Consider the following 24,049-nt stretch of genomic DNA (forward strand, 5'->3'; position numbering starts at 1 on the left):
GGATGACTGAGATGACCAGCTACGACCCCGCCAATGTCTTCGCCAAGATCCTGCGCGGCGAGCTGCCCTCGCAGACAGTCTACGAGGACGGCGAGACCATCGCGATCATGGACATCATGCCGCGCGCCGACGGCCATGTGCTGGTCGTGCCCAAGGCCGCCTGCCGCAACATCTTCGACGCGCAGCCGGAGGCCCTGAAGGCGGTGGCGCTGACCACGCAGAAGCTCGCCCATGCCGTGAAGCGCGCCTTCTCGGCCGACGGCGTCACCATCCAGCAATTCAACGAGCCCGCCGGCGGCCAGGTCGTCTTCCACCTGCATGTCCATGTCATGCCGCGTTTCGAGGGCGTCGCCCTCAGGCCCCATACCGGCGCGATGGAAAAGCCCGAGGTGCTCGCCGCCAATGCGGAAAAAATCCGGGACGCGCTGAAGGCGGGCTGAGGGGTCTCGGAACGGCCCTTCCGTTCACCCGCGCCGTCATTCCGGACAAGCCGCAGAGCGGCGCAGGTCCGGAATCCATCGTAGAGCGTAGAACCCTACGATGGATTCCGGCGCTCCGCTTCGCTGCGGCCGGAATGACGGGCGGTTTTATTGGATCGGGCCGTCGAAAAAATTTAGCGCGTCATGTCACGCGGGCGCTTACCATCTCGTCCTGTCTTCATCGAAGCTGATGGAGAAGACCATGACCCAACGCCTCAATGCCTTCCAGGTCGCCCCCGACGCCTACAAGGCCATGCTCGGCCTGCAGGACTATGTGAACCAGTCGGAGCTGGAGCCCAGCCTGCAGGAGCTGGTGAAGATCCGCGCCTCGCAGATCAACCGCTGCGCCTATTGCCTGCACATGCACATGGCCGATGCCCGCAAAGCCGGCGAGACCGAGGCCCGCATCACCTTGCTGAGCGCCTGGGAGGAGTCCGAGCTCTACACCCCGCGCGAGCGCGCCGCCCTGCGCTGGACCGAGGAGCTGACGCGACTCGCCGATCGCGCCCCGAACGACGCGGCCTTCGCCGAACTGCGCGAGCATTTCAGCGAGAAGGAATGCGTCGATCTCTCGGTCGCGATCGGCATGATCAATGTCTGGAACCGGATCAATTGCGGCTTCCGCACCCGCCACCCGCAGGATCGCCGCCGCGAGGCCGCCGCGGCCTGAGCCGCGGCGCCGTCACAGGCAGACCCGGCACAGATCCGCGCCGGCCCGTAAATTCGCACCAGCAGTGAGACCCAGCCATGAGCAAACGCCTCAATCCCTATACGATCGCTGCCGAAACCCTGAAGCCCATGCTCGCCCTCGAAGCGTCGGTGAAGGCGAGCGGCCTCGAGCACAGCCTGATCCATCTGGTCAAGATGCGCGCCTCGCAGATCAATGGCTGCGCCTATTGCCTGCACATGCACTCGTCCGACGCCATCAAGGAAGGCGAGAACCCGGCCCGGCTCTTCCTGCTCGACGCCTGGCAGGAATCCGCGCTCTATACGCCGCGCGAGCGCGCGGCGCTCGCCTGGACCGACGCGCTGACGCTGATCTCCCAGACCCACGCCCCCGACGCTGAATACGAGGAGGCGCTCCGCCATTTCAGCGAGGAGGAGATGGTCAAGCTCACCTTGCTGATCGGCACGATCAACACATGGAACCGGATCTCGATCGGCTTCCGCTCGGCCCATCCCAACGACCGCGCGCGCTGATGACGGCTGCGCCGCCGGACGACCTGTTCGAAAGCCATCGGCGCTTCCTGACCCGTCTTGCCTATCGCATGCTGGGTTCGGTCAGCGACGCCGAGGACATCGTTCAGGACGCCTGGCTGCGCTGGCACGAGATCGATGCCGCGGAGATCGCCAATCCCCGCGCCTATCTCGCCCGGACCGTGACGCGACTCTGCCTCGACCAGATGAAGTCGGCCCGCAGCCGGCGCGAGTACTATGTCGGCACCTGGCTGCCCGAGCCGCTGGTCGAGGCCATCGGGCCAGCGCCCGCGGCCGATGACGAGCTGGATGCGCCGATCGCGCTGATGCTGGCGCTCGAACGGCTCTCGCCGCTCGAGCGCGCCGCCTTCCTCCTGCACGATGTCTTCGAGCAGGATTTCGCCGAGATCGCCCGCGCTATCGACCGCAGCGAAAGCGCCTGCCGCCAGCTCGCCAAACGGGCGCGCGAACATGTCCGCATCGACATGCCGCCGCGCAACAAGGTCGATCCCGCCGAGGCGAAGCGCTTCGTCGAGGCCTTCTTCAGGGCCGTGCACAAGGCCGATCCCAGCGAGCTCCAGACCCTGCTCGCCCGGGATGTCGCCCTCCACAGCGACGGCGGCGGCAAGGTGCCCGCAACGCTCAACGTGGTCTTCGGCCTGGACCGCGTCTCGCGCTTCTTCTCCGGCATCATCCGGAAATTCGGCGGGGCAGGAGCTGAGTCGACGTTGATCCGGCCGGTCATGATCAACGGCCTGCCCGGCTATCTCAGCATCGAGCAGGGCGGGAGGCTGCAGGCCACCGCGCTCGACATCCGCGACGGCGTCGTCCACGCGATCTATGTCATGCGCAACCCCGACAAGCTGCGGCATCTGGGCCTGCAGGCTGGCTGAACCCTCAGCCCAGCCACCAGCCACCGGCGACCAGCACGACCTCCCCGGCGATGACCGCGGGGAACACCTTGCGCCGGTCGAACAGCACGATCGCCAGCGTCACCGCCAGCGCCCCGATCCTGAGCGCCAGCGGCAGGGCGGCGAGCGCGCCCGGCGGCGACAGGATCAGCTTGGCGACGACACCTGCGAGCAAGGCGGTCGCGACCGCCCTCACCCAGTCGAGAGCGGGAGAATCCCCGTCGATGCGCCGCGCGAAGACGACCGCGAGCCAGCGCCAGATCTCGCTCGGCAGCACAGCGAAGAGCAGCAGCGCGAGATAGGGCCAGAACGCGCCGTCGAGCCAGGCGATCGGCTGGGTCATGCGCGCCGCCTCCTGATCCGCTGCACGGCAAAGGCGATGCTGCCGCCGACCAGCCCTGACACGATCAGGTCGAAGCCGCCGCCCATCAGCCGGTCGGCAAGCGGTGCCAGGACCAGTCCGAGCGTCAAGGCGACGACGTCACCGCGATGCCGGATGCCGGCGGCGAGCGAGGCCAGGAAGAAGATCGGCGTCAGGCAGAGCAGCCCGGCCGCCAGCGGCACCGGCAGCGCGCCGACGAGATAATAGCCTGCGAAGGTGCCCGCCGCGCTCACGGCCATGCAGGCATTGGCGAAACCGAGGAAATAAGGGACGCGCTGGGGTGGCGCGATCCCCGGCAGGCGGCGCAGCCCCTCCGTCCAGGTGGTCACCGCGACATAATGGGCGAGCAGGAGCTGCGTTGCGACGCCCTGCCCCGGCCGCCGCAGCAAGGGCAGGATCGCCACCGTCATCGGCAGGAAGCGCAGCGACGCGAAGCCGATCGCGAGCGCGATCGCGCTCCAGGCGGCGCCGGCCGCGATCGAGGCGAAGAAGATGACCTGCGACGGCCCCGCCCAGACCAGGATGGTCGAGAGCACCGCGGCCTCGACCGGATAGCCGACGTCGCGCGCCAGCGAGCCGACCCCGACCAGTCCGAAGCCGACGACCCAGGCGGGAAGCGAAAGCGCGTCGCGCATGCCGGCCAGCGCCGTGCGCTGCCAGCTCCAGTCGGCCGATACGCTCATGGAAGAATTTGCGCGCCTGACGAAACGGGTCCGAGGGATACCGGCCGCATGGCCGGGAGATCATGACCCGTTCTAGACTGGACTACGCGAGAAACCGACATCCGGTGCCGGACGATCAGCCCTGCACCGCTTGCAAAGGCGCCCCGATCAGGAGCCGCCCTTCATGATGATGCCGATCAGCTCGTTGCCGAAATCGATCAGTTCCTTCGGCACGCCGCCGATGGCCCTCACCCCGAGATAGATCAGGTAGATGAAGGCCGGGACGAGGATCCAGCCGAGGATCTCCTCGAACATGATGCGCCGCCGCCTGCGGCGGTCGCGCTTCTCGAACCAGCCGAGCTTCTGCTTGGCCGGCTGCGCCGCAACCTCGCCGAGCGTCTGGACGGCGGCATCGTCTGTCTTGCGGCGGAAGAACACGGTCTCAGGCCTTGGTCAGCGGAACCTTGGGGACAGTCCTGACGCTTCGCAGCGCCTTCGGCGGTTCTGCCGGCCCGCCGGGCTTGCCGTCAACACCTGATTTCGGTCCCCGGCGCGGCCCGGAGGTGGCGGGCTTGCCGGGGCCGGCGATCTTCGCGCGCGACTTCGGCTTGCGTCGATGCTTCTCCGACGCAGCCGCGACGTCCTTTTCCGGGCGCGGCTTGACCGGCCCCTCGGGGAATTCGAGCCCCAGGACCTTGATGCCGGTCTCCGACTGGACCACGACGACCTTGACCGCGCCACCGGCCTTCAGCCGCCCGAACAGCACCTCGTCGGCGAGCGGCGTCTTGATCGTCTGCTGGATCAGCCGGGCCATCGGCCTGGCGCCCATCGCCTCGTCATAGCCATGCTCGACCAGCCATTCGCGCGCCTCGTCGGTGAGCTCGATCGTGACGTTGCGGTCGGCGAGCTGCGCCTCGAGCTGCAGCACGAACTTGTCGACGACACGCGCCACGACCGTCTTCGGCAGATGGCCGAAGGAGATGACGGAATCCAGCCGGTTGCGGAATTCCGGCGCGAACAGCCGGTTGACCGCCTCGGTGTCGTCGCCCTCGCGCTTGCTGCGGGTGAAGCCATAGGCCGCGCGCGCCATGTCGGCGGCGCCGGCATTGGTGGTCATGATCAGGATGACGTTCCTGAAATCGACCTGCTTGCCGTTATTGTCGGTCAGCTTGCCGTGGTCCATCACCTGCAGGAGGATGTTGAACAGGTCGGGATGGGCCTTCTCGATCTCGTCGAGCAGCAGCACCGAATGCGGGTGCTGGTCGATCTGGTCGGTCAGCAGGCCGCCCTGGTCGAAGCCGACATAGCCGGGAGGCGCGCCGATCAGCCGCGAGACGGTGTGGCGCTCCATGTATTCCGACATGTCGAAACGGACCAGCTCGACGCCGAGCGACGAGGCGAGCTGGCGCGCCACCTCGGTCTTGCCGACGCCAGTCGGTCCGGCGAAGAGATAGCAGCCGATCGGCTTCTCGCCGTCGCGCAGGCCGGCCCGCGCCAGCTTGATCGAGGAGGACAGCGCCTCGATCGCCTTTTCCTGGCCGTAGACGGTGCGCTTCAGCGTCGCCTCGAGATTGCGCAGCACCTCGGCATCGTCCTTGGAGACGGTCTTGGCCGGGATGCGCGCCATGGTCGCGACCGCAGCCTCGATCTCCTTCACGCCGATGACCTTCTTGCGCTTGTTCTCGGTCACCAGCATCTGCGAGGCGCCGGTCTCGTCGATCACGTCGATCGCCTTGTCCGGCAGCTTGCGGTCATGGATGTAGCGCGCCGAGAGCTCCACCGCCGCCTTGATGGCGTCGGCGGTGTAGCGCAGCTTGTGGAACTCCTCGAAATAGGGCTTCAGCCCCTTCAGGATCTCGATCGTATCCGGCACCGACGGCTCGTTGACGTCGATCTTCTGGAAGCGCCGGACCAGCGCCCGGTCCTTCTCGAAATACTGGCGGTACTCCTTGTAGGTGGTCGAGCCGATGCAGCGCAGCGTGCCCGAGGCCAGCGCCGGCTTCAACAGGTTGGAGGCGTCCATCGCCCCGCCCGAGGTCGCGCCCGCGCCGATCACCGTATGGATCTCGTCGATGAACATGATCGCCTTCGGGTGGGCCTCGATCTCCTTCATCACCTGCTTGAGGCGTTCCTCGAAATCGCCGCGATAGCGCGTGCCGGCGAGCAGCGTGCCCATGTCGAGCGAGAACACCGTCGCGTCCTCGAGCACCTCGGGCACCTCGCCGCGAATGATCTTGAGCGCCAGCCCCTCGGCGATCGCGGTCTTGCCGACGCCGGGGTCGCCGACCAGCAGCGGGTTGTTCTTCTGCCGGCGGCAGAGGATCTGGATCGTGCGCTGCACCTCGGCCTCGCGCCCGATCAGCGGGTCGATGCGGCCGTCGCGCGCCTTGCGGTTGAGATTGACGCAATAGGCGTCGAGCGCGCTTTCCTTCTTCTTCTTGTCCTTGTCGGCCTCGTTACCCGGGTCGGCGCGTGAATCGCGCTGCTGCTCGGGCTCCTCCTCGACGCCGCGCGGCGGCCGGCTCTCGCCGGCGCCGGGGCGCTTGGCGATGCCGTGGCTGATATAGTTGACCGCGTCGTAGCGGGTCATGTCCTGCTCCTGCAGGAAATAGGCGGCGTGGCTCTCGCGCTCGGCGAACATCGCCACCAGCACATTGGCACCGGTGACCTCCTCGCGCCCCGAGGACTGGACATGGATGACGGCGCGCTGGATCACGCGCTGGAAGCCGGCGGTGGGCTTCGAATCATCGCGCCCGTCTGTCACGAGATTGGTCAGCTCCGCATCGATGTAATCGACGAGATTGCGCCGCAGCGTGTCGAGATCGACGCTGCAGGCGCGCATGACCGCTGCCGCATCCTGGTCGTCGACCAGCGCGAGCAGGAGATGCTCCAGGGTAGCGTATTCGTGGTGGCGCTCGTTGGCGAGGGCGAGAGCCCGGTGAAGCGCCTGTTCGAGACTGCGCGAGAAACTCGGCACTGATGCGCTCCTATTCCGATTCCAGAAGGGCGAACGAATCCAGGCTGTCGATGCCCAAGATTACTTCTTTTCCATCACGCATTGCAGGGGGTGCATATGCTTGCGTGCGAGATCCATCACCAGCGTCACCTTGGTCTCGGCGACCTCGTAGGTGAAGATCCCGCATTCGCCGACGCCGTTCTGATGCACATGCATCATGATCCGCGTCGCCTCGGCCCGGTCCTTGTTGAAGAACCGCTCGAGCACGTGCACCACGAACTCCATCGGCGTGTAGTCGTCGTTGAGCAGCAGGACCCGGTAGAGATTGGGCTTGCGGGTCCGGGTCCGGGTCAGAACGGCCGTGCCGGTTCCCTCGCGCCCGCCATCGGAGGGCGGAGCGGTGCGCTTCGGGCGGTCGGCCATGGCCAGCGGCGCGCGCAGGACATCCTCGGCGCCGTCCTCCGGCACCGCCCTTGTCCCATTCGTCTTCGCTGCCATCGTTTTCAAGATTATCGTCCTGACGCTCTCCGGGAGATAATACGCCGGGAACGAATTTACAGACCTCCCCGCCGCTCCGCCAGTCCGTTCCATGCCGATTGGGCGCAAGCGTGACGGATAAACGGCATTTCGTCTCTCGCACCCGCCCCGGTTCATTGTCGCACCACATTGTCGCACCAACACGGCCTGATGGATTCTCCGAATGCCGCCCCGCCCGAGACACTGCACGCCCTCCTGCTGAAGCGCATGGACGCGCTCTATCGCCGCGACGCCGAAGGGCGGCTTCATTGCACAAACGAGTGGGAACGGCGGCCCGCGCCGAGATTTCATCTGATGCGCACCGCGGCGGGCCCGATCTTCCGCTTCCGGGCGGACGTGCCGGAAGAGGTCGCCGGCCGCCTCGCCGAGCTTTGCGAGCAGGAGCCCGCGGACCGGGCCTTCGAGGAGCTCCCCTTCCGGCATGAGCGCTATCTCGCGGTCCTGGCCGCTCACACGCCTGTGGAAAAGCAGTGGTCCGGCCCGGCCTATATGTCGGTCCGGGACGTCGCGCCGAGCCGCGTGCCGGTCACCATCGACGGCGGGAACGCCGACCTGCTGCGCGAACGCTTTGCGGACTGGCTGCCGGACGTTCCGCATCGGCGACCCTTCGTCGCCATGATCGAGGACGGCCACGCCGTCGCGCTCTGCGCCAGCGTCCGCATCAGCGCCGAGGTGCATTGCGCGGGCGTCGAAACCCATAGTGATTATCGTCGAAGGGGCTACGCCTCCGCTGCGGTCGCCGGCTGGGCGCGTGCCGTGAAGGCGCAAGGCGCCACGCCGTTCTACAGCACGTCATGGGACAATATCGCCTCCCGCCATGTCGCCGGGCGGCTCGGGATGGCGCTCGTCGGCGTCGACTTTCACGTCACCTGACGGTGCTATTTCATGAAACAAAACCAGCATTATCGCTGTCTTTTTTCAGGGTCGACTCGAGCGGCCTCCCCCCGCTCGGCGCGGCGACCGGCTATTCTCCACGAACGGAGAATCGGCTATCATCCGGTTCTGGCTGAGCCCACGCCTCCTCCCTCCGTCGGGGAAGCATTTGTCATGCGGGGCCGTTTGCATCGTCGAACCCACTGTTCGAGCTCACGCATAAGGAGGGATTGCGCCCAACGCTCGCAATAGGAGGTTCCGAAGTGAAGCTGTCCGCGCCCCTCTATCATCTGAAACGCCAGGCCAGGATCCTGTCCCGCGAGCGGAAGATTCCGCTCCACGAGGCCCTCGACCAGATCGCCGCCGGTCAGGGTTACGCCGGCTGGAGCCTGCTGGCCGCCAGGGTGGCCGCCGCCTCCCCCGCCGCCAGGCTCTTTGCCCGGCTGGTGCCCGGCGATCTCTTGCTGATCGGCGCGCGGCCCGGCCACGGCAAGACCTTGCTCAGTCTCGAACTCGCGGTGGAGGCGATGAAATCCGGCAATCGCGCCACGTTCTTCACGCTCGAATATACGATCAAGGAAGTCCTCGACCGCTTCCGCAGTCTCGGCGTCGCCTGGGCGAACTACAAGGATCTGTTCGGGTTCGACGACTCGGACGCCATCAGCGCCGGCTACGTCATGGAGAAGCTGGCCACACAGCCCCGCGGCAGCCTGGCGGTCATCGACTATCTGCAGCTGCTCGATCAGAAGCGGGAGAACCCGGACCTGGCATCCCAGGTTCACGCCCTCAAGGCCTTCGCCCGTGAGCGGGAACTGATCCTGGTGTTCATCGCGCAGATCGCCCGCTCCTATGATCCGTCGACGAAGCCATTGCCCGACATCGGCGATATCCGCTTGCCCAACCAGCTCGACACGGCGGTTTTCAGCAAGACCTGCTTCCTGAACGACGGCGAGTTGCGCTTTGCGGCGGCGGGCTAGCAACACCGATCCCGCCGCGCGCTCAACAAAAAAGCCCGGCCAGACGGCCGGGCTTCCTGAACTCAACGCAACAACTTGGCGCCGTGCCGCCTCAGCAGCCCGGCATCAGGCCTTCACTTGCCGGCCGGAACGGCCTTGGCGACGATGCCCTCGAACGGCTTGTAGGCATCCTTGGCCAGCGCGCTGTAGAGCTCGCCCATCTTGGTCAGCTGGGCGACGGCGCCCTCGAACGAGGACTTGACGTAGTCGGCCTGGATCTCGAGCGCCTTGTCGAAGGTCTTGACGCCGGCGAGCTTCTCGATCGTCGCGGTGCCGGCCTCGAAGGACTTCTTGGCGTAATCGGTGGCTTCGACGGCGATGGTCTGCACGCCCTTCGAGGTGGCGCCGAAAGCCTTCAGGGCCGCATCGACGTTCTCTTTGGAAGCCTTCTGGATGGTCTCGAACTGCTGGATCATGTTTTCCACAACGCCTCGGCGTTGCCTCCTTGCTGTGAGCCGGGGGGCCCTGTTTCCGCGCCCCAAGGTCTGATGAAAACTTCATCGCCGGGGACTTCCGCCATATTGTGCAGCGCAACATAACTGTCAAGGACGCGCTGCAATGCATCAAACGCGGGACGGCGCGACGATGCGGGGGGACGGTCCTGCGAGCCGACCGGGGAAGATCGATTGCATTTTAACGGCTCCGTAACCGCAGCCGCCTAACCTCTTGAACTGTGTCGTTCTTGCCACGCTGTAAGAGGCCGGACGACAGATCTGAGTTGAGGCGGGTTGCATGGTTCTTGGTCGCGTTGGTTCCCGGCGTGCGCGTCTTCGCGCAATCGTCGGAATGATCGGTGTTGTGATCGTCGCGCTCAGCGTCGCGACCGCTCCGGCGGAAGCGGCGCGCAAGAAGCGGCGTCATGCCGGCGGCGGCTACACGCCGCCCTACGCCGCCATGGTCGTCGACGTGAAGACCGGGCGCGCGCTGCATTCGGTCAACGAGGACGCGCCGCGGATTCCGGCCTCCCTCACCAAGGTGATGACCCTTTACCTGCTGTTCGAGCAGCTCGAGCGCGGCCGTTTCCGGATGGATACCCCGCTCAGCGTCTCGTCCTACGCCGCCCGCCAGGCCCCGTCCAAGATCGGCTTCTCGCCCGGCGAGACCATCGAGGTCCGCGACGCCATCCTGGCGCTGGTCACCAAGTCGGCCAATGACGTCGCCATGGCGATCGCCGAGAATGTCGGCGGCTCCGAAGACGAATTCGCTAGGATGATGACGGCGCGGGCCCGCTCGCTCGGCATGAGCCGGACCAGTTTCTACAACCCGCATGGCCTGCCGCACAGCCCGCCGAACATCACGACGGCGCGCGACCTCACCATCCTCGGCCGCGCCATCCAGGAGCGCTTCCCGCGCTACTACCCGATGTTCGGCACCCGCGTCTTCAACTATGCGGGCGGCTCCTACCGCAACCACAACAGGCTGCTCGGCCGCGTCGAAGGCGTCGACGGCATCAAGACCGGCTATACCCGCGCCTCCGGCTTCAACCTGATGACCTCGGCCAAGGCCGACGGCCGCCAGATCGTCTCGGTCGTGCTCGGCGGACGCTCGGGCGGCGCCCGCGACAAGATCATGGCCGACCTCGTCGTCGCCAGCCTGCCGCGCGCCTCGACCGGCGGACGCTCTTCCGTGCTCGTGGCCGATGCCGAGCCGGCCCGGATCGAGCCCCCGTCCCGACCGGCCGCGATCCAGCCGCCGGTGCAGGTCGCGACTGCGCCTGAGCCCGCGCCGATCCCGGTGCCGCGCCCGCAGATCGAGGCCGAGCCCGCGCTTCCGGCAGCGGCCCGCGCCTATGTCGCGACCACGACGCCGATGGCTCCGCCGCGTCCGCTCAATCTCGGCGCCCGGCCTCTGCAGGTTTCGGGTGTGCGCCCTGTGACCGCCACCACGACGCCCTCGGCCATGCGCTGGTCGATCGGCGCGCCGCCGGCCGACGGCAAGATCCTGCGCCCGCCGGCGAATGTCGACGTCACCTCCTCGATCGCCAAGCTTGCCGAGCCCGAGGAAGCGCCGACCGCCAAGGCCGTCGTGCAGAAGATCGAGCTGCGCCAGCCCGAGACTGCCCCCGCGATCGCCCAGGCCAAGCCGCATGAGGCCGGCCTGACCACGCTCGCCAAGGCTGCGCCCGACACCAAGGCGAGCGACGCCCGCAGCGTCGCCACCGCCTCCGGCAAATGGGTGATCCAGCTCGGCGCGACCGACGACGAGGCCAAGGCCAAGGACATCCTGAGCCGGGCCAAGGCCAAGGCGTTCGGCCAGCTCGCCGATGCTGCGCCCTTCACCGAGAAGGTCGAGAAGGGCGGCGCCACGCTGTTCCGCGCCCGCTTCGCCGGGTTCGAGGATCCGAAGGACGCCCAGAACGCCTGCGCGACACTCAAGCGCGGCGGCTTCGCCTGCTTCGCCACCCGCGGCTGAACGAACTAGGAAAGGACCTCGGCCATGTCGTTTCAGCCAGGCATTTCACTTCAGCAAAGTATCCTTGGCCTGATTGACGCGAGCGGCAAGGCCGCTGGTGCCCCCGGCATCCGGGTGGATGCGCTTCATCAGGGCCCGATGCGCCTCGCGGACCGCCCCGTCACCCGCCCCCGGCTGAAGCCCCAGGATCTCGTAGGCCTCCTGCTGCGTCATCGCGCCCGGGCGCGCCGCGCCGCCCTGCCCCGCGTCGCCGTCACGGTCTGCGTGTTCACGCCAGCCGGGCGTCCTGCGGTCGAGATAAGCCTCTAGCAGCCGCGCGCCCTCCGGATCCTGGGCCAGGCACTCGCGCATCAGGAGGCCGAGCTCCGGCAGGCTGAGGCTGTCGAGCTCGCGCCCGGTGAAGCTGCCGCTCCGGACCGTCCCGATCATCCCGCCGCTGTCATGGTCGAGTTCCATCTCGAGCAGAACCGACGAGACCTTGGAGCGGGTGCCCGGCGTTTCCTTGTTGTCCCCCCAGGGAAACCGCATGCCGCCCGGCCCATAGGCGCTCCAGCCGAGCAGCCAGGCACCGATGCCGCCGACGAAGACTGCCATGTCGAGCCGGCCGCGCATCATCAGTAGGGCCGCCACGCCGAGCGAGACGACGCCGCCCAGGGTCTTGGCGGCCTTGGCCATGACCTGCGGATTGGCTCCGGCGAAGAGTTTTGAAACCCACCAGATCAGAATGACAGCCGCGACCCCGTAGAGCAGTGTCACCGGCGTCCTCCCTCCATCGCCGCGAGCAGCCCTTTCACCGCCGGGCTGGCGCCGGCGAGCCGCGTCATCGCCTCGCGCCCGCCGCTGGCATAGGCCGCCGCCCCGCGCAGCAGCTCGAGCAGCGAACCTGGCGCGTTGACGTCGAAGCGCGCATGGGCGCCGCCGGTCAGCCGCGCCATCGTCGCGAAACCGGCGCTCGCCGCCGGATCGAAACCCTCCTGGAAGAGGAAGCCGCGGATGCCGCGCAGGCCGAGCTCGCCGGCCAGCGCCGCCAGCGCATCGACATCCTCCTCCATCGCGTCGCCGACGAAGACGAAGGCGCGCACCGGCACCGCCTTGGCCTCGTCACGGACATGCCTCAGCACGCGCGCGATCTGGGTCTGCCCGCCCTCGCAGGCGATCTGCGTCATCAGCCCGGTCAGGCGCTGCGGCTCGCCGATCCAGCCCGAGGCGCGGCATTCGCCAAAGCCCCGGAAATAGACGAGCTGCACGGCGAGCCCGCCGGTGCCGGCCGCGACCTCGAACATCCGCGCCTGCAGCGAGCAGGCGAGATCCCAGGTCGGCTGGCGGCTCATCGTGGCGTCGAGCGCGAAGACGAGCCGGCCCGCCTGCCCGGTCGCCAGCGGCGCGAGCTGCTTCGCCGCCCCGAGGAACCGGTCGATCTCGCCGGGCGCGGACGCACCGACCTGCGCCGGTGCGGCATTCGCCGGCTTGCCGACTGCCTTGTCGCTCTCCCGTGCCATGGGCCTCCCGGCTCGCAACTGAATCCAAACCTGATATTGGCCATCGCATCGGCATTTGCTACCCGTCCCTGCGCCGATGCAGGGGGAAGTGATGACGCAGCTTGCGGTTTTCGAGACGGTGGCGGCGATGCGCGCCGCCGTCGCCGGCTGGCACGAGGCCGGCGAGAAGGTCGCGCTGGTGCCGACCATGGGCGCGCTGCACGAGGGCCATATCGCGCTGGTGAAGCTGGCGCAGCAGCATGCGCGCCGCGTCGTCGTCTCGATCTTCGTCAACCCGACCCAGTTCGCGCCGCACGAGGACTTCAAGAAATACCCCCGCACCTTCGACACCGACCGCGCCTTGCTGGAGGCGGCCGGTGCCGACGCGATCTTCTTCCCGCAGGTCGAGGAGATGTATCCACCCGGCTTCGCCACGCGCGTGCTGCTGCTCGGGCCCGCCGCGGTCGGCCTCGACGACCGCTTCCGCCCGACCCATTTCGAAGGCGTCGCAACGGTTTGCTGCAAGCTCTTCACGCAAAGCCGCGCCGATTGCGCCGTCTTCGGCGAGAAGGATTATCAGCAGCTCAAGGTGGTGACGCGGATGGCGGCCGATCTCGATCTCGGCATCCGGATCGTCCCTGCCCCGACCCATCGCGAGCCGGACGGCCTCGCCATGTCCTCGCGCAACCGCTACCTCACGCCCGAAGAACGCGCACTGGCGCCGCTGCTTCACCGCGTCATGCAGGGCCTCGCCGCGCGCATCCGCAACGAGGACCCGCTCTTCCAGGCGCTCACCGACGCCCAGACCGAGATCATCACCGCCGGCTTCGAGCTCGACTATCTCGAGGCGCGCCACGCCGAGACGCTGGCGCTGGTCAACGGCCCGGCGGACGGCCCGATCCGCTTGCTGGTCGCGGCGCGGCTGGGCGGGACGCGGCTGATCGATAATATCGCGGTGTGATTCGAAGCGTGGCACGAAACCCGCGCGAACTTCGTTGAAATCACCGCATACGGCTGAGAGATGTGTGATGAGATCAAGCGGTTCCTGGAAGAATGTCGGCAAAATCACCCTGATCGGCGTGTTGAGCGCTGTTATCGCCTTCGGCGTCGCCCAGATGATACTTTGGGCGGCGCGTGAATTTGGCAAACCCAACCGCATCGAAACCGAGATGGCACGTTTCCGAGCGACCCCTCTGGTTGGCGCGCTCCTTCGCGATAATCCGAGCGCGAGTGCTGCCCTGAAGGAGGCCTTGACCCAGGATATCGATGGAAAGACCACCGATAAATCGCGAGCCAAGGTTGCGGAGTTGCGCAAGACCCTCGTCGGACCCGCGATCATGGCGGCTCAGGACGAAAAGGTGATCGCCATCTGGAAGGCACAGCACGCGCTGATGACTCATCTCGAAACAGCCAACGCCAAGCTTTGCCGGGAATTCTTCGAAACCGGGATTCGTGACGTGAATGCGCTCGATCGATCCGGCAAGGATCTGTTCAATGCTGTCCTCCAGCAGCTCGAAGCCGGCTATCTCGATGGCAAGGGAAGGCCGGGTGTCGCTCCTGTCTTGGACACACAGTACTGGGCCAAACTGTTTGGTGCGGTCGGTTTTACCAAGCCCGAGCTGGACCTGCTCGCGAATACCAAGAACGGCAGTGACCGGGAGGTCTGTGATGTCGGCTTGAAGCTCCACGATGGCGTGATGACGAAGCTCAGCATCGAGGAGCAACCACGTGCGATGCGCGCTATTCTCAGCCTCGCATGATCTGATCGGCGATCACTGCACGGCAGAGAATGTTCGCGCCGGACTGAGCTTAACTAGCGCACCCTACAACAACCCCAGCCCCGCCAGCTCCCGCCGCAGTTCCTCCGGCATCTCGCCGAGATCGCCGCCCTCCCCGATATCGCGAGGCGCGTCTTTCTCCTGCAGGTAGCGCCAGCCCTGGAAGGGCCGGAACGGCCGCGGCTGGACCGGCACCACCACCGGCTCCATCACCAAATGGCAGCGGCCGATGCCGTCGGCATCGGTGAAGGGGCGGATCTCGATCAGGCGCTGGCGCGCCGAGATCTGGCCCTTGATCACCCAGTAGAGCGAGCCGCCGGCGACGATCTCCTCGATGCGCTTGGGCACCATCCGCGTCGTGTGCAGCTGCTCCTCCAGCTGGCCGAGCCGGCGGCGCTGGGCCATGCGCTCCTCGATCCAGTCCTCGAGATCGCGGATCGACTCGGCGCCGACGCAGAGTTTGAGCAAATGAAGCGGCATGGCGCGCATCTTAATGCGCGCCCGCGAACCGGGCCAGAGTGCGCGGCATTTCTCCACAGCAGCGGGACACTCGCCAACCCTCCGCCGTCATCCCGCCCGCAGCGGAGCGGAGCGCCGGGATCCATCGTAGGGCGCAACGCTTTATGATGGATCCCGGGCCTCCCTTCGGTCGCCCGGGATGACGGCGGAGGGGAGACGGGCTAGTCAGGAGCAAGGAGGAACGATCATGCGCGGACTCGCCGGAAAAGCCATTCTCGTCACCGGCAGCACGGCCGGCATCGGCTATGCGATGGCCGAACGACTGATCGCCGACGGGGCGAAGGTGCTGGTCCATGGCCGCGACGAAGCCGAGGTCGAGGCGACCTGCAAGAAGCTCGGGGCCTCGGCCCATGGCGCGACCGGCGACCTTGCCGAGCCCGCCACCGCCCATGCGCTGGTCGACGCCACGGTCAAGGCCTTCGGCCGCATCGACGGGCTCGTCAACAATGCCGGCATCTATCCGCGCGGCGCCATCGGCACGACGACGGCAGCCTTCTTCGACCATGTCTTCGCGGTCAATGCCCGCGCGCCGCTGCTTTGCACGGAGGCCGCGATTGCCGCCTTCCGCCTGCAGAAATCCGGCGGCTCGATCGTCACCATCGGCTCGATCAACGCGCTCTGCGGCCAGGCCGACTTGACCGTCTATTCGATGTCGAAGGGCGCGCTGACGACGATGACCCGCAATCTCGCCGACGCGCTCGGGCCCGAGCGCATCCGCCTCAACTGCCTGAATGTCGGCTGGACCTTCACCGCCAACGAGGACGCGACGCAGCAGCGCGAGGGCCGGAAAGCCGGCTGGGAGAAGCATGTCTCACCGCTTTTCGCGCCGACCGGCCGGATCATGCAGCCCGAGGAGATCGCCGCCCATACCGCCTTCTGGCTCTCGGACGACAGCGCCCCGGTCTCCGGCCAGATCTACGAGGTCGAGCAATATCCGCTGATCGGCCGCAACCGGATGATCGAGACCTGACCAGCCCATGCCTGCCCAAGACTTACCGCCGGCCCAGAACCCGTCGCCCGGCTACGACTTCTCGCCCCATCTTGCGCGCTGGGGCCTCTTGCCCGACGGCGACCCGATCGTCACGCCCGGCAGCAACCTCCTGCCCGTCCGCCAGGCCGGCGCGCCGGCCATGCTGAAGCTGCCGGCGGGGGAGCACGAGCGCCTCGGCTACCTGCCTCTGGAATACTGGAACGGCGACGGCGCCGCGCGCCTGCTCGCCCGCAGCGAGAGCGGCGACGCGATGCTGCTCGAGCGCGCCACCGGCCGGCGCTCGCTCTCGGCCATGGCCCGCAGCGGGCCTGCCGCCGATGACGAGGCGACAGTGATCCTCTGCGAGGCGATCGCGCGCTTGCAGAAGCCGCGCGGCCCCGCGCCCGCCGGGCTGATCCCGCTCGAGACCTGGTTCGAGGAGCTTTTCCCGATGGCCGCCAAACGGGGCGGCATCCTGTCCCGTTCGGCCACTGCGGCGACCGAATTGCTGGCGGCGCAGCGCGAGATCGTGCCGCTCCATGCCGATCTCCACCACGACAACGTGCTCGATTTCGGCGCGCGCGGCTGGCTCGCCATCGACCCGAAATGCGTGATCGGCGACCGCGCCTTCGAATACACCATCCTGTTCTGCGATCCCGATCTCGCCGACCCCGAGCCGCCGGTCGCGATCGCGCCTGGCTATTTCGAGCGCCGGCTGAAGATCGTGCTGGCGAAATCGGGGCTGGAACGCCGCCGTCTGCTGATGTGGATCCTGGCCTGGTGCGGCCTCTCGGCGGCCTGGTTCCTCGGCGACGACGATCCGCTGGCGGAGATCAACCTCGCTGTGGCGGAGCGGGCGTTAGTGGCGCTGGACGAGCTTTAGCCGTCATGTTCGCCCTGTGGCGAGCATCCACGTCTTGAACAGCCATCGCATCCGAAGACGTGGATGATCGGGACAAGCCCGACCATAAGGGTTGGCTGAACACGGTCTAAGGATCGTCGGACTCATCCGGGGCGTAGATATCCAGATCGAGCGTGAGCCCTCTTTGGCCAATTGCCAGCATCGTTTCGGGCTTCAGCATCACCCCGCTTTCCTCCGTCAGGAACACGCCGCAGAAGATATCGCCCTGGAGCACCTCGCAGAGCTGCTTCCAGACCGCGAGGTCTCCGCTCAATCCGGCGAGCAGCGTCGAGATCTTCTCGTCCAGGTCGCCCGGCGCTTCCCTTTCGACACGGACCGACCAAAGGCCCGTCCGAGCGAGTATCGCGGTCCCGGAAGGCGTATGGAAGGTTTCGCCCTTGCGGCGCGCACGGGTGGGGCTGACCTGCAACGCAGCGCTGACGGCATCGGGGTCGAGGGTATCGCCCCGGAACCGCAACGAGATGCCCACATCAGGGTCCGCCGACATTGGTCCCGACCCCTGGTGCCGCGCGTTCGAGCGTCACGCCCTCAATCCCCCAGCACCACCACCTTCGCGCCTTCCGCCACCTGCCCGCCCGGCTCGCCCACGACCTCGGTCACGGTGCCGTCGCGCGGGGCGGTCAGCACATGCTCCATCTTCATCGCCTCGACGATCGCCAGCCGCTGGCCCTTGGTCACGAGCTCGCCCGGCTGGACGAAGAGCGCGATGAGCTTGCCATGCATCGGCGCCTTGATCACGCCGCCCGAGCCTGCGGCCGCGTCGAGATCGACCGAGAAGGGGTCGAACAGCGAAACCGCGCTTTGCCGCCCGCGATGCAGCGCAAACCAATGGCCGCGCTCGCCCTGCGCCAATGTGATCTCGTGCTCGCCCTCGTCGATCTCGTGGCCCGGCAAACTGACGCGCGCGCCCTCGTCATGCCATTCGATCTGCGCCTCGACGCGCTCGCCATCGACCAGGAGCGGCAGGCCGAGCGGCGGGCGCGGCATCAGCGAGAAGGCGTCGGCGACGATCCAGGGCGAGAGCGCCCCGCCCTCCTGCGAGGCCGCCGCGACGATGCCGGCCTCCTGGCGCTCCTCTTCGAGTTGCAGCGCCACGGCGGCGATCGCGGCGGCATCGAGCGGCTGCGGCACCGCACCGAGCGCCTCGATATTGCGCTCGATGAAGCCGGTGTCGAACGGGCCCTGCCGAAAACCCTCGGCCTCGGCGAGCGCCTTGAGGAAAGCGAGATTGGTGCGCGGACCGGCGACGATCGTCTCGCCCAGCGCCTGCGCCAGCCGGTCGAGCGCCTCATTGCGCGTCGGGGCGTGGGCAATCACCTTGGCGATCATCGGATCATAGAACGGCGTCACCGTATCGCCGGCCTCGACGCCGGTATCGATGCGGATGCCCGGCCCGTCCGGAAACTGCAGCGCCCAGAGCTTGCCGGTCGAGGGCAGAAAACCTTTCTCGGGATCCTCGGCATAGAGCCGCGCCTCGACCGCGTGGCCTTTGGCCTTGACGTCGGCCTGCGAGAATCCGAGCGGCTCGCCGGCCGCGACCCTGAGCTGGAGCTCGACCAGATCGAGCCCGGTGATCGCCTCCGTCACCGGATGCTCGACCTGGAGCCGCGTGTTCATCTCCATGAAGTAGAAGCGGTCGGCCTTCAGCCCCTCGCGTCCATCGGCGATGAACTCGACCGTGCCGGCCCCGACATAGCCGACCGCCTTCGCCGCCTCGGTCGCGGCCTTGCCCATGGCGGCGCGAACCTCGCCGCTCATGCCCGGCGCCGGCGCCTCCTCGATCACCTTCTGATGGCGGCGCTGCAGCGAGCAGTCGCGCTCGTAGAGATGGACGACATTGCCATGGCTGTCGCCAAAGACCTGGATCTCGACATGGCGGGGGCTGAGCACGTATTTCTCGACCAGCACGCGCGCATCGCCGAAGGCGCTCTTGCCCTCGCGTTGGGCGCTCGCCAGCGCGTCGTCGAAATCCTCCGGCCGATCGACCTTCTTCATGCCCTTGCCGCCGCCGCCGGCGACCGCCTTGATCAGCACGGGATAGCCGATGCGCCGGGCTTCCGCGCGCAGGAAGTCCGCGCCCTGCTCCGCTCCATGATAACCCGGCACGACCGGCACGCTTGCCGTCTCGACCAGCGCCTTGGCGGCATCCTTCAGGCCCATGGCCCGGATCGCCGAGGCCGGCGGGCCGACGAAGACGATGCCGGCCGCGGCGCAGGCATCGGCGAAATCGGCATTCTCGGAGAGGAAGCCGTAGCCCGGATGGATGCAGGCCGCGCCCGCCTGCTTCGCCACCGCCAGGATCTTGTCGGCGTCGAGATAGCTCTCGCGCGCCGGCGCGGGGCCGATCGGATAGGCCTCGTCCGCCATCTGGACGAAGAGCGCATCCTCGTCCGCGTCGGAATGCACCGCGATGGTGCGCAGGCCGAGCCGCCGCGCCGTGCGGATGACGCGGCAGGCGATCTCGCCGCGATTGGCGATCAGGATGGAAGGCAGTTTCTCGGCGATCGACATCGGCGGCGTCCTCGAATGATGCCGCCTTTATAGCCCGCCAACTGCGCCTGTCGCCGCCTTGTTGCGCAAATCCGGCTGCGCGGCTTTCCAGATCGCCCAGGCCGCCTGGAAGCAGATCGCGGCGACCACGAGATCGAACAGGTATTCCGGCCAGCGCACCGGCATGACGCGTGCCACGAGCCCGACCAGCGCGAAGCCTGTCGTCGAGATCAGGTCGTTGCGGGAGGACAGCCAGGTCGCCTTGATCACCGGATTGGCCTCGCGCCGGAAGCGCCACAGCAGACCGATGATCAGCACCGCGACGACGATGGCGCTCGCGGCCGAGAAGCCGAGCGTCCAGACCTCGATCGGCCGCGGCCGGACGATCTTGTCCCAGAGATCGTAGAGCGTGTGCAGGCCGGCCACCGCCATCACCGCGCCGATGCCCAGCGCGGCCCAGCGCTCGGCCCGCGCGTCGCGCCCGAAGACCAGCGCGGCGATGCCGTAGAGCGCGACGTCATAGACCCAGTCGACACCATCCTTGAAGAGCTGCGCATTGCCGGTCGCGCGCGCCCACATCACGACATTGCCGGCGAAGATGAAGATGCCGAGCGCGATGCCCCAGATCGTCAGGCGATAGGCCTTGGCGACGGCCGCATCGACGAAAGAGGCATGCCCGGCCTCGCCCTCTGCGTCATGGCCGGGCCTGGCATCCACGTCCCGAGATTTTTGCGGGGAATCGAATGCGGACAAGACAGGACGCTCCCGGCAGGAAGTGTCCACTGTCACCCAAAGCGCGAGCGGCGCAAGTCACACCCTGCCGTCATGCTCGGGCTTGACCCGAGCATCTCGTGACGGAAAGGCGCCCCATCCTGCCTGAGATTCTCGGGTCTACGCTGCGCTTTGCCCGAGAATGACGCCGGACGTCAGCCTCTGCCCACGAACGGCATCTTGCTGGCCATGATGTTCATGAACAGCACGTTCGCCTCGATCGGCAGGCTCGCCATGTGCAGCACCGAGGTCGCGACATGGGTGACGTCCATGACCTGCTCGACCTTGATCGAGCCGTCGGCCTGCGGCACGCCCTGGGTCATGCGCTGCGCCATCTCGGTCAGCGCATTGCCGATATCGACCTGGCCGACGGCGATGTCGTATTTGCGCCCGTCGAGCGAGGCGGTGCGAGTCAGGCCGCTGATCGCATGCTTGGTCGCGGTATAGGCGACCGAGTTCGGCCGCGGCGCATAGGCCGAGATCGAGCCGTTATTGATGATGCGCCCGCCGCGCGGCTCCTGGTCCTTCATCAGCTTGAAAGCCTCCTGCGTGCACAGGAAGGGGCCGGTCAGGTTGGTGTCGACCACCGCCTGCCACTGCTCCCGCGAGAGGTCCTCGAGCAGGATGCCGCCCGGCGCATTGACGCCGGCATTGTTGAACAGAACGTCGAGCCGACCGAACTTGTCCTTGGTCGTGGCGAAGAGGTTCTTCACCGAGGCCTGGTCGGTCACGTCGGTCGGCACCGCGAGCGCCTGGGCGGCCGGAGCCCCCGAGAGCTTGATCGTCTCCTCCAGCGCGTCCGCCCGGCGCCCGGCGAGCACCGTGCGGTAGCCATCCTTGAGGAAGGCGATGGCGACGGCCCGGCCGACGCCCGATCCCGCGCCGGTGATGATGGCGACCTTGTTGTGCCCAGACATGCGTATCCTCGCGTTTCTCTCGATTTAAACCGTTTCAGGCGCCGCGACCTTAGCACTGCATGCAGTATACGGAAGAGGCGTCGACGCAGCCCCGTCCTCCGCTCGCGGCTTGCCGAGGCTGCGCCTGCATACTCTTCTAGTTCGGGTCGGTAATACGGGGAACCACCGTCATTCCGGACAAGCTGCGAAGCGGCGCAGATCCGGAATGACGGCGAGGAGGCCGCCGTGATGTCAGCGAGGGAGGATGCGCCATGCGCAGCAGCTCCGGCCACCTCGCCGGAATCGTCGCGGGCCGTGACGAGGCAGGACCTGAGCCGTCAGGCCGCTCGACCTGGAGCCATCTCGGGCGGCATGCCGTCTTTGATGACGCCCTTGATCTGGTCCCGCAGCTCGGGCGTGTCCTGGTGCCCGTGCACCGCGACGGCATGCTGTACAGCCGCCTCCAGGAGCTCGCCCTCGTTGTCGGCCATGATCGCGACCGAGCAGTTCATCTCGCTCGGGAATTCACGGCAGTCGATGAATTTGCGTCCCATGACGTCCTCCCCGGTTGGGAGATCAGGCGCCCCTCCATCACAACGAAGGGCCGCCCCATTCACAATACGCTCACGCAGGGGCCGCTGCAAAAGGATACGCAGTCCGGCAGCCGCATGCAGGCTCGCCGGGGGAGTCTGGCGTGCCTTGCCCGTCATGGTTGGGCTTGTCCCGGCCGTCCACGTCTCAAGGTGCCGGATCCGGTGTTGCCAGTGAGCGATGCACCCTGTGCGGTGATCCTGGGCGGCCTTCCGCTTTGGGTGGGAAGTGGACCTTAACCGGCGCGATATAAGGCGGTGTAGCGGTAGCGCTACCATTATGTTCGCCGCCTTTACGTTCTGGCTCGCACATAAATCAGGTCAGTAGCACAGTTGGTTGGTGCATGCGACGAATGAAGCCTCGCTCAGAACTCGGCTACTAATGTTCATCGCGGTTGCCGGCTGTCTTGGGTTTTGGTGGTTTACCCTTAGTCGCTAGTTCGAGAGATGCCGTGGGGGGATCTAAGGCTGCCTGCCAGCTCGATGCTTTGAGTCCGAAGTGGGTCGAAGCGGACGCTGCCAGCCGAGCGCCGACTAACCCGGCCCCTTACGGCCAGAGGCTCCGCACTCAACTGTCTGTCCATCCACAGTAACTTCGGGCGTGAGCTTGACTCCATCCGGGACTACTCCTCTGCTGCCCTAGCGGCAGAGGAACGACCATGCCAACCAAGCTCAAGATCAAGATGGGTCACATCGAGTTTGAGTATGAAGGCGACGCCGTCTACGACAACGAGGCGGTGAAGGACCTCTTCAGCCATATCGAGTCGTTGGCCGGCGCCGCGCCTCCCGGCACCTTTGACGCCCTGCCGCCGCTCAACGATCCGGAGAATGGGGACGGAGACGCGGACGTTCTCGCCGGTATTGCCAACCTCTCGGTGCAAACCGTTGCAGCCCGGCTCGGTGGCAAGTCCGCGAGGGATATCGCGCTCGCCGCCGCCGCCCACCTCCAAGTGTGCCAGGGTCGAAAGAGCTTCACCCGCAAGGAGCTACTCGCCGACATGCAGCAAGCCCACGGGTACTATAATCAGGCGATGACTGGAAATCTCAGTACGACTCTGAAGCGGCTCGTCGCTGGGAAGCTGCTCATGACGATGACGGGCGATCAGATGTCCCTGTCTGCGAACGAACTGGCGCGCTTGAAGGCCAAAATTGCTCAGTCCTGACGATCTCAAGCTGGCCCTCCAGCGCGACGGCCTATCCCGGGCCGACAAGGTCCTCCTTGTCATCGCGAGCCTCAACCAGCCGGCGAAGAACCCCGCCATCATGGCGCGGGCGCAGGAAGCCGGCTGCAACATGAAGACGTGGAATATCGCCGACATCCTGACGAAGGCAAAGGGCACAACCCTTAAGATGCCCGGCGGCTACGAGGTGTCGGAGAAGGGCCACGCGCGGCTCGAAGAACACGGCGTAAGCAAGCTTCCGCCCGCCGCCGCGAAGGTCGCCCAGGACCTGCGCAAGCACTTGGCCTCGATCAGGGACGACACGACGCGCGCCTTCGTAGCCGAGGCCATCCAGTGCCACGAGGCGGCCCTCTACCGGTCAGCCATTGTCATGTCGTGGCTCGCTGCGGTCGGCGTCCTGCACAACGAGGTGGTGGCCAACCATCTGGCAGCCTTCAACACCGAGGCGAAGAAGGTCGATGGGAAGTGGAAGGTCGCGGCGACCACGGACGACCTCGGGCGCATGAAGGAAGTCGACTTCCTCGACCGGATCGCAGCCATCGGGATGGTCGGCAAGAACGTGAAGACGCAACTCGTGGCTGGCCTGAACCTGCGGAACGGCTGTGGCCACCCGAACAGTCTGAAGGTCGGCGCCAACGCGGTCGCCGCCCACATTGAGATGCTGCTCCTCAACGTGTTCGATAAATTCGCCTCCTGACGCCCTCTCTCCTTGCCCAGCTAACGGTTCTCGCGATCTCGGGAGCGACAATCCTTTACCTCGAGACGCGTTGATCAGAGACATCCCGACTCGGGCATTTGCGACCGAAGCGGACATCAGGAACGTCCGCAATGGGTCGGAAGCGAACTCGGCCGCCATCTCGCCACCGCTACGTCACAGCAGCGCGCTTATCCCCGCCCTTCGCATCTCCCCTATAATCCTCCGCATCCCATCCCCGAGGGGCAGCCAACCGGAGGCATGTCGTGTGGCGGGGTGGGTGCGGCGCCTGCGGGCGAGGGTTGCGCCTCGCTCCCGGGAGGCTTCGGGAACCG

At 66.8% G+C, this 24,049-nt stretch carries 27 protein-coding genes; 13 read left to right on the forward strand and 14 right to left on the reverse strand.

The features are described 5' to 3' along the window. Positions 1–11: 11 nt before the first annotated feature. The 4 genes from ACTIF2_RS26310 (at position 12) to ACTIF2_RS26325 (ending at position 2,569) form a co-directional block, all read left to right on the forward strand. Positions 12–440, forward strand: coding sequence for an HIT family protein (locus tag ACTIF2_RS26310; RefSeq protein ID WP_439500098.1), 429 nt, complete (start codon positions 12–14; stop codon positions 438–440). Between the two features lie 241 nt (positions 441–681). Beyond that, complete coding sequence (locus ACTIF2_RS26315; RefSeq protein WP_439500099.1) at positions 682–1,149, forward strand: carboxymuconolactone decarboxylase family protein; 468 nt, start codon at positions 682–684, stop codon at positions 1,147–1,149. A 77-nt stretch (positions 1,150–1,226) separates the two neighbouring features. Continuing rightward, entirely contained in the window at positions 1,227–1,679 is a 453-nt protein-coding gene (locus ACTIF2_RS26320; RefSeq protein WP_439500100.1) for a carboxymuconolactone decarboxylase family protein, read from the forward strand. Next, positions 1,679–2,569 carry a sigma-70 family RNA polymerase sigma factor gene (locus tag ACTIF2_RS26325; RefSeq protein WP_439500101.1) on the forward strand — a complete coding sequence of 297 codons (891 nt, stop codon included), beginning with the start codon at positions 1,679–1,681 and terminating at the stop codon, positions 2,567–2,569. Before ACTIF2_RS26320 ends, ACTIF2_RS26325 begins: the two co-directional genes overlap by 1 nt. Positions 2,570–2,573: 4 nt before the next feature. Here the strand turns inward: ACTIF2_RS26325 and ACTIF2_RS26330 are convergent, their stop codons facing one another. The 5 genes from ACTIF2_RS26330 to clpS all read right to left on the reverse strand — a co-directional run bounded on the left by ACTIF2_RS26330 (position 2,574) and on the right by clpS (position 7,010). Beyond that, a complete protein-coding gene (locus ACTIF2_RS26330; protein WP_439500102.1) occupies positions 2,574–2,930 on the reverse strand; it encodes an AzlD domain-containing protein in 357 nt (118 codons plus the stop codon). Then, positions 2,927–3,652: an AzlC family ABC transporter permease gene (locus ACTIF2_RS26335; protein ID WP_439500103.1), complete on the reverse strand. Its 726-nt coding sequence runs from the start codon at positions 3,650–3,652 to the stop codon at positions 2,927–2,929. Before ACTIF2_RS26335 ends, ACTIF2_RS26330 begins: the two co-directional genes overlap by 4 nt. Positions 3,653–3,799: 147 nt before the next feature. After that, the gene (locus ACTIF2_RS26340) at positions 3,800–4,069 is read right to left on the reverse strand and encodes a hypothetical protein (protein ID WP_439500104.1); all 270 of its coding nucleotides are present in this window, start codon (positions 4,067–4,069) and stop codon (positions 3,800–3,802) included. A 4-nt stretch (positions 4,070–4,073) separates the two neighbouring features. After that, complete coding sequence (gene clpA, locus ACTIF2_RS26345) at positions 4,074–6,608, reverse strand: ATP-dependent Clp protease ATP-binding subunit ClpA (RefSeq protein ID WP_439500105.1); 2,535 nt, start codon at positions 6,606–6,608, stop codon at positions 4,074–4,076. A 60-nt stretch (positions 6,609–6,668) separates the two neighbouring features. Beyond that, positions 6,669–7,010 (reverse strand): ATP-dependent Clp protease adapter ClpS, encoded by a 342-nt coding sequence (gene clpS, locus ACTIF2_RS26350; RefSeq protein ID WP_439500125.1) that lies wholly within the window; start codon positions 7,008–7,010, stop codon positions 6,669–6,671. A 408-nt stretch (positions 7,011–7,418) separates the two neighbouring features. On the opposite strand from clpS, the gene ACTIF2_RS26355 reads away from it, so the two are divergent. Then, positions 7,419–7,997 (forward strand): GNAT family N-acetyltransferase, encoded by a 579-nt coding sequence (locus ACTIF2_RS26355; RefSeq protein WP_439500106.1) that lies wholly within the window; start codon positions 7,419–7,421, stop codon positions 7,995–7,997. A 263-nt stretch (positions 7,998–8,260) separates the two neighbouring features. After that, on the forward strand, positions 8,261–8,974 hold the full coding sequence (locus ACTIF2_RS26360; RefSeq protein WP_439500107.1) for a DNA helicase: 714 nt from the start codon (positions 8,261–8,263) through the stop codon (positions 8,972–8,974). Between the two features lie 113 nt (positions 8,975–9,087). On the opposite strand, the gene ACTIF2_RS26365 is transcribed toward ACTIF2_RS26360, so the two are convergent. Further along, positions 9,088–9,429, reverse strand: coding sequence for a phasin family protein (locus tag ACTIF2_RS26365; protein ID WP_439500108.1), 342 nt, complete (start codon positions 9,427–9,429; stop codon positions 9,088–9,090). Positions 9,430–9,799: 370 nt separating this feature from the next. Here ACTIF2_RS26365 and ACTIF2_RS26370 point away from each other — a divergent pair, with 370 nt between their 5' ends. Next, entirely contained in the window at positions 9,800–11,425 is a 1,626-nt protein-coding gene (locus tag ACTIF2_RS26370) for an SPOR domain-containing protein (RefSeq protein ID WP_439500109.1), read from the forward strand. Positions 11,426–11,470: 45 nt separating this feature from the next. On the opposite strand, the gene ACTIF2_RS26375 is transcribed toward ACTIF2_RS26370, so the two are convergent. Beyond that, positions 11,471–12,181 (reverse strand): J domain-containing protein, encoded by a 711-nt coding sequence (locus ACTIF2_RS26375; protein ID WP_439500110.1) that lies wholly within the window; start codon positions 12,179–12,181, stop codon positions 11,471–11,473. Next, entirely contained in the window at positions 12,178–12,924 is a 747-nt protein-coding gene (locus ACTIF2_RS26380; protein ID WP_439500111.1) for a VWA domain-containing protein, read from the reverse strand. The genes ACTIF2_RS26375 and ACTIF2_RS26380 overlap by 4 nt, the downstream gene beginning before the upstream one ends. A gap of 91 nt (positions 12,925–13,015) precedes the next feature. On the opposite strand from ACTIF2_RS26380, the gene panC reads away from it, so the two are divergent. Together panC and ACTIF2_RS26390 are read left to right on the forward strand one after the other, a co-directional pair. Then, entirely contained in the window at positions 13,016–13,864 is an 849-nt protein-coding gene (panC, locus tag ACTIF2_RS26385; protein ID WP_439500112.1) for a pantoate--beta-alanine ligase, read from the forward strand. Between the two features lie 67 nt (positions 13,865–13,931). Beyond that, positions 13,932–14,663 (forward strand): hypothetical protein, encoded by a 732-nt coding sequence (locus ACTIF2_RS26390; protein ID WP_439500113.1) that lies wholly within the window; start codon positions 13,932–13,934, stop codon positions 14,661–14,663. A gap of 63 nt (positions 14,664–14,726) precedes the next feature. Here ACTIF2_RS26390 and ACTIF2_RS26395 read toward each other — a convergent pair whose 3' ends face one another. After that, entirely contained in the window at positions 14,727–15,161 is a 435-nt protein-coding gene (locus ACTIF2_RS26395; protein ID WP_439500114.1) for a DUF1489 family protein, read from the reverse strand. Between the two features lie 226 nt (positions 15,162–15,387). Between ACTIF2_RS26395 and ACTIF2_RS26400 the strand changes: the two genes are divergently transcribed. Continuing rightward, positions 15,388–16,170 carry an SDR family NAD(P)-dependent oxidoreductase gene (locus tag ACTIF2_RS26400; RefSeq protein WP_439500115.1) on the forward strand — a complete coding sequence of 261 codons (783 nt, stop codon included), beginning with the start codon at positions 15,388–15,390 and terminating at the stop codon, positions 16,168–16,170. 7 nt (positions 16,171–16,177) lie between these two features. Further along, on the forward strand, positions 16,178–17,053 hold the full coding sequence (locus ACTIF2_RS26405) for an aminoglycoside phosphotransferase family protein (RefSeq protein ID WP_439500116.1): 876 nt from the start codon (positions 16,178–16,180) through the stop codon (positions 17,051–17,053). Positions 17,054–17,159: 106 nt separating this feature from the next. Here ACTIF2_RS26405 and ACTIF2_RS26410 read toward each other — a convergent pair whose 3' ends face one another. From ACTIF2_RS26410 to ACTIF2_RS26430, 5 genes are all read right to left on the reverse strand, one after another. Then, positions 17,160–17,579: a DUF4279 domain-containing protein gene (locus ACTIF2_RS26410; RefSeq protein WP_439500117.1), complete on the reverse strand. Its 420-nt coding sequence runs from the start codon at positions 17,577–17,579 to the stop codon at positions 17,160–17,162. Positions 17,580–17,620: 41 nt separating this feature from the next. After that, the gene (locus ACTIF2_RS26415) at positions 17,621–19,603 is read right to left on the reverse strand and encodes an acetyl/propionyl/methylcrotonyl-CoA carboxylase subunit alpha (protein ID WP_439500118.1); all 1,983 of its coding nucleotides are present in this window, start codon (positions 19,601–19,603) and stop codon (positions 17,621–17,623) included. 27 nt (positions 19,604–19,630) lie between these two features. Next, on the reverse strand, positions 19,631–20,299 hold the full coding sequence (locus tag ACTIF2_RS26420) for a cation efflux transmembrane domain-containing protein (protein WP_439500119.1): 669 nt from the start codon (positions 20,297–20,299) through the stop codon (positions 19,631–19,633). A gap of 209 nt (positions 20,300–20,508) precedes the next feature. Beyond that, positions 20,509–21,270, reverse strand: a complete 762-nt coding sequence (locus tag ACTIF2_RS26425; RefSeq protein WP_439500120.1) for an SDR family oxidoreductase — start codon at positions 21,268–21,270, stop codon at positions 20,509–20,511. 317 nt (positions 21,271–21,587) lie between these two features. After that, entirely contained in the window at positions 21,588–21,803 is a 216-nt protein-coding gene (locus ACTIF2_RS26430) for a DUF1059 domain-containing protein (protein WP_439500121.1), read from the reverse strand. Positions 21,804–22,498: 695 nt separating this feature from the next. Here ACTIF2_RS26430 and ACTIF2_RS26435 point away from each other — a divergent pair. Next, a complete protein-coding gene (locus ACTIF2_RS26435) occupies positions 22,499–23,002 on the forward strand; it encodes a hypothetical protein (protein ID WP_439500122.1) in 504 nt (167 codons plus the stop codon). Beyond that, positions 22,989–23,717, forward strand: a complete 729-nt coding sequence (locus tag ACTIF2_RS26440) for a hypothetical protein (protein ID WP_439500123.1) — start codon at positions 22,989–22,991, stop codon at positions 23,715–23,717. The genes ACTIF2_RS26435 and ACTIF2_RS26440 overlap by 14 nt, the downstream gene beginning before the upstream one ends. The last annotated feature ends 332 nt before the right edge of the window (positions 23,718–24,049 follow it).

Origin of the sequence: Allobosea sp. (genome assembly GCF_051860145.1) — a bacterium.
Classification (GTDB): Bacteria; Pseudomonadota; Alphaproteobacteria; order Rhizobiales; family Beijerinckiaceae; genus Allobosea.